General features: G+C 27.0%; 4 protein-coding genes and 1 pseudogene. 3 read left to right on the plus strand and 2 right to left on the minus strand.

What is annotated here, in order from left to right; all coding sequences use genetic code 11:
* The first annotated feature begins 49 nt into the window (after window positions 1–49).
* The 3 genes and pseudogenes from PKV21_08955 to thiL all read left to right on the plus strand — a co-directional run bounded on the left by PKV21_08955 (window position 50) and on the right by thiL (window position 2,695).
* Window positions 50–490: pseudogene (locus PKV21_08955) on the plus strand (DUF72 domain-containing protein).
* A complete protein-coding gene (locus PKV21_08960; protein ID HOM27614.1) occupies window positions 487–1,809 on the plus strand; it encodes an iron-containing alcohol dehydrogenase in 1,323 nt (440 codons plus the stop codon). The pseudogene PKV21_08955 and the gene PKV21_08960 overlap by 4 nt, the downstream one beginning before the upstream one ends.
* Window positions 1,802–2,695: a thiamine-phosphate kinase gene (gene thiL, locus PKV21_08965; protein HOM27615.1), complete on the plus strand. Its 894-nt coding sequence runs from the start codon at window positions 1,802–1,804 to the stop codon at window positions 2,693–2,695. Before PKV21_08960 ends, thiL begins: the two co-directional genes overlap by 8 nt.
* 380 nt (window positions 2,696–3,075) lie before the next feature.
* Here thiL and PKV21_08970 read toward each other — a convergent pair whose 3' ends face one another.
* The gene (locus tag PKV21_08970; protein HOM27616.1) at window positions 3,076–4,446 is read right to left on the minus strand and encodes a hypothetical protein; all 1,371 of its coding nucleotides are present in this window, start codon (window positions 4,444–4,446) and stop codon (window positions 3,076–3,078) included.
* Window positions 4,439–5,166, minus strand: a 728-nt coding sequence (locus PKV21_08975; GenBank protein ID HOM27617.1) for a DUF6067 family protein, incomplete at its 5' end; no start/stop codon positions are given. The genes PKV21_08975 and PKV21_08970, both read right to left, overlap by 8 nt.

Consider the following 5,166-nt stretch of genomic DNA (forward strand, 5'->3'; position numbering starts at 1 on the left):
TTCAAATTGAATTTCATTGTAAGGTGATGCTTTTGATTTTAAAAATTTATTTTCTCCACTTGAGGAAAAAATAAAATTTTATTTATTCCAGATGCCTCCATCTTTTTCCACTGATAATTTTGAAAGAATAATAGGATTTTTTAAAGACTTCAAGGGAAAAGAAAAAGTTGCGATTGAATTCAGGCATAAAAGTTGGTTTTCAGAAGAATGGGTTAAAAAAATTGAAAAGATTGGTATTGTTTTTGTAAGTGTTGACAGTCCTGAAATAAAATCGTTTATTGTAAAAACAAACGATACCATTTATTTAAGATTTCATGGAAGAACTGGATGGTATTCCCATAATTATACTGAAAAAGAATTGGAAGAAATAATAGAAAAAATAAAAGTACTCAAACCAAAACAAATTTATGCTTACTTCAATAACAATCACAATATGCTTTCAAATGCTTGTGAATTTTATAAACTTCTTAAAAACTTACAAGAAAAATGAAAATACCTTTTGATAAAAAATTCAGATGTTCTTTCTGCAAGAATTTTCATAATGTAGGAATTGAAAATGTAAAATACGGAAAATTAAAAGATATTGAGAATTTTATTAAAAAAGAGGTGAAAAGTGTAAATAAAATTATGATTATTTGTGATTATAATACATGGAAGGTTGCTGGTAGAGAAATAAATGAAAGAATAAAGAAATACAATTTAATACCTGTAATTCTAAAACCTAAAAAAGAAAAAAGAATAACTGCAAAATATGAATATGTGGAAGAAATTGAAAAAAATATTAATGGAGTTGATTTAATCTTAACGGTTGGAACAGGAAGTATTACAGATTTGGGGAAACTGACTGGAAATAGGTATAAAATACCTGTTCTCTCTTTTCCAACTGCACCTTCAATGAATGGATATACTTCTCCTGTTTCTGCATATATAAAAGATGGAGTAAAAATAACAGTTCCAGTTTCTCCTTGTAAATATGTTTATATTGATTTAGATATAATCTCAAATGCACCAGAAGAACTTATAAAAGCAGGATATGCTGATTCACTTGCAAAATGTTTTGCAAATGCTGACTGGAAAATATCTTCAATAATAACAGGTGAAAAATTCTGTCCATTGCCATTAAAAATTGTAAGTGAAGCAGAAAAAAAGTATATAAATAAGGGAAGGTTATTATTAAAAAGAGATAAAAAAGTTATAAAAAATCTGATGGAAGGATTAAATCTTGGTGGTATTTCAATGATTATTGCGGGCAGTTCCTCTCCTGCATCTGGTGGAGAACATCTAATCTCTCATTTTCTTGATATGTATGCCTGTATGAAAAATATTGAACCATTTGCCTATCATGGATTACAGGTTGGTACAGGTGTTTTTATAAGTTCTCTGATATATGAAAATTTGAAGAAATTAAGTGAAACCGAAATTGAAAATATGATAAATAAAAATAGGATTGATTATGAAAAAAAATTAAAAGAATTGACTTTTATATTTCCAAAAAGCAGAGTAGTTTTAGAAGAAATATTCAATAAAAAAATAAAAGTCCTGAATAAATTGAGAGAAAAATTATCAGAAAAATGGGAAGAAATTAAAAAAAAGGCATTTTCAATTGTCTATTACCCAGATGAAATAAAAAAATTCCTTGAAAGTGCTGACTGTCCTGTTCATTTGAAAGAAATATGTGAAAATAAAAACTTAATTTATAATTCTATTGTTCTTTCAAGATTTATAAGGGAAAGAATTACAATTCTTGATGTTGCAGATGAAATTGGAATTTTAGAAGAAATAACCAGAAATTATATAAAAAATGAATGAAAAAGAAATAATTGAGTTTCTGAAAAAAAATTTTAAAAGTAAAGAGGCGGTTTTAGGGATTGGAGATGATTGTGCAGTTTTTGAATATTCAAAAGATTATTATTTGATTTTAACAACTGACTGTCTTGTTGAGGATGTACATTTTGAAAAAGAAAAATTTAATTTCTATCAGATTGGGAAAAAAGCAATGGCAGTAAATTTAAGCGATATATGTTCTATGGGTGGACTTCCAAAATTTGCTTTAATTTCTCTGGGTTTACCAGAAGCAGAATTTAGGATAATCAAAGGACTGACAGAAGGAGTTAAAGAAATGAGTAAGAAATATAAATTTGAAGTGATCGGAGGAAATCTTACAAAAGCAGAGAAAATTTTTATAGATGTTTTTATGATTGGTATTGTTGAGAAGAAATATTTAAAAACAAGAAAAGGAGCCAGACCCGGAAATTTTATATATGTAACAGGTTGCCTTGGTGCTTCCCAAATAAAAAAACAGTTTAATCTGAATCCCCCTGTTTTTGAAATAAGAAAATTGGTTAAAAAATATAAAATTTCAGGTATGATTGATATTTCAGATGGTCTTTCTTCTGATTTAATCAAACTTGTAGAAAGCAGTAAAGTTGGATTTAAATTATATCTTGAAAAAATACCTGTATCAGAAGATGCAAAAAATATAAGTAAAAATGAGATTGAAAGTATAAAACATGCTTTAAATGATGGTGAGGACTATGAGGTTTTATTTACTGCTGAAAAAGAAGAGAAAATACCAGAAAAAATTGATAAAGTAAAAATTACAAAAATTGGAGAGATATTAAAGGAAAAAAAATATATAGGAGTTTATAAAGGTAAAATATTTGAAATGAAAGATGAAGGTTTTTCCCATTTTTAAATTTTCCGAACCCGGTTCGGTTATAATTTTGAAGTGGCTTTTAATTTACTTTTTAGTAATTACTATTTTTAGGAAATATCAACCACCTTTCCTTTATTTAATCCTTTCTTTTTGTTTTTTTATTGGCTATATTTTAAGAAAATTCAACCTTTATCCAGGAAAACCAGAGCCACTCATACTTGACTTTTCCACCTTCTTAATTTCTCTTTTATTTTTCTTTCTTTCAAAATTTTTCTTTCAAATTAATCTTAAAATCTCCTTCTTAATAATCTTACTTCCCCATCTAATTTACAACTTAATAAAATTTTTAAAAAATTTTGTTTAAATTCTATTTCAAAATTAAATTTTTCACTGAAAATCACACTAATTTCTCTTTAATATCACTTTTTATAGACCCTGTAAACTGCTTCTTGACCCGGAGCTAACCAGTGAGAAACTCTAATATTTTCTTTCCCTCTATTTATTAGTATCGCAGAATATGCCTTCCCTTCATATTCTTTTCCATCCCAATCCCATGAAAAAACACGGATATTTTTCCCAGTAAAAGTTATTGTACAATATACATTTTCTTTCATACTATTATTTACAAGCATAATATAAGGTCTTCCAACAATATCAACAAATTCTCCTATTAATAATGGATGATTTTCAGGCATACAAGATATTTGCGAAATTAAAGATTCTTTTGGATTAAATTTACTCCAACCCCCACTTGCTTCTGGATAAAAAAACACCTTTCTGGATACTAGTTTTGTAAACAAATCTCTATAATGTTGATGAAAATTTTTATGAATTAATCTCAAATTATAATAAGTTTCTGTTAATTCCCAAAGTTCATTTACTGGTGAAAATCTATAATTTGAATGCGGAATCCTCATATAATAAAAAAACCATAAAATTCCATTTGCACCACAAGCTAATGATGTATTAAATTGCCATCTTAATTCATCGTAATTTGGACAGCGATAGTTAAAATGTCCGACACATAAAAGTGTTGTCCAAAAAGGAATACCTTTTTTTAAAGATACTTCTCTAAATATTCTTAAATTTTCAAAATAAGTTTTTACCCCTTCTTCATCAGGATTCATTTGAAAATAACAATCATAACTTAATAATTCAGTATTACTTTTTTCAATATAATCTTCCAAAAATCCAATCCAATCAGTTGTTCCTATTCTTCCTTCCACGCCTTTAAAAAAAGGTAAAAGATTAACAAATGGAATTAATTTTGGTTCAATTTCTCTTTGGATTCTAACAGATTTGACTACATCTTCCATTAAATTATAGCCAGGTTCATCACATAGAAAAAATCCAAATAATGCAGGAAGTTTACCAAAATCAAAAATGCTTTTTTTGACTTCTTTTTTGTATTTAGATATATTTATGTTATTTTTTACTATACATCTTGGGTCCCACAAAATTACCTTTATACCATATTTATTACACCAATTTAAAATTTTAATCATAAGTTGTTTCTGTTTTTTATCATCTGGTTTAAAATCGGGACCATGAACTATTGTAAAACCTGCATCAGCCCATTTTTTAATCTCAGAGAGATTATAAATTTTACTATGTTTTTCTAAATCTGTATAATTCCAAAACCCTATTGGAAATTTACCGTTAAGAAATGAAACATTTTTTTTGATAATCCTCCCAATGTTTCCCTCAATAATAGATGATATTTCTTTAAAAGAAAATTTTGTATTTTGGGGAAGATAAGATTTTATTTCTGCAAAAGAAATTTTATTCATTATTTCTCCCCTTTTTATGTTTAAATTTTTTTTTCTTTAATTTTAATATTTTTACATCATATCCATCCAAAGGAATAATGAAAGAATTATTTTCTATAACATATGTTTCTCCTGTTTTCCCTTCATCTGTTACTTCTTCTACAAGAAATGGATTTAAGCCCAATAATTTTGTATTAATATTTACTTTTACTTTTACTGGTTGAGAGTTCCAAGTACACATAATTAATAACATTTCTTCATTTCTTTTTAATAAAATTGATTTAACTTCATCATCACTAAAAGAAAGGGGATAATTTTCATCCCAATAATTATAAACTTCACAGTCATTTTCTCCATATCCAAAATTAAATAGAATTTCCCATAACTTTTTTTCTATGTTTGTTTCTAATGGTGTTTTAATTTCATGTACTACCATAGTTCCAAATTTTGTTTTACTTATTTTTAACAATTCATCTTGAGTTAATTTTGTAGTCCCTCCACTAATAGAAGCAAGAGCAAATGGAATATTTCCAGATTGTCTTCCTATACTTTCTGTTCTCAATAAATCTGGAGAATATTTTTCTTGGGATGGTCTTGATCCATAAAACCACTCAAGGTCAATATTACCCTGATTCCAGACAAGGTATGGAATTATATGTGTATTTGTCATATGGACAAGCATTATGGGTTTTCCTTCTTCAGGAGAAAGCTGTTGATGTAAAATCCATATTCTTTTGAGAT

The organism is bacterium, from assembly GCA_035371905.1.
Lineage (GTDB): Bacteria > Ratteibacteria > UBA8468 > B48-G9 > JAFGKM01 > JAMWDI01.

Excerpts from the sequence above, each read along its gene's own strand:
- thiL (HOM27615.1), top strand. The coding sequence starts at position 1,802 with ATGAATGAAAAAGAAATAATTGAGTTTCTGAAAAAAAATTTTAAAAGT.
- PKV21_08970 (HOM27616.1), bottom strand. The coding sequence starts at position 4,446 with ATGAATAAAATTTCTTTTGCAGAAATAAAATCTTATCTTCCCCAAAAT.
- PKV21_08960 (HOM27614.1), top strand. The coding sequence starts at position 487 with ATGAAAATACCTTTTGATAAAAAATTCAGATGTTCTTTCTGCAAGAAT.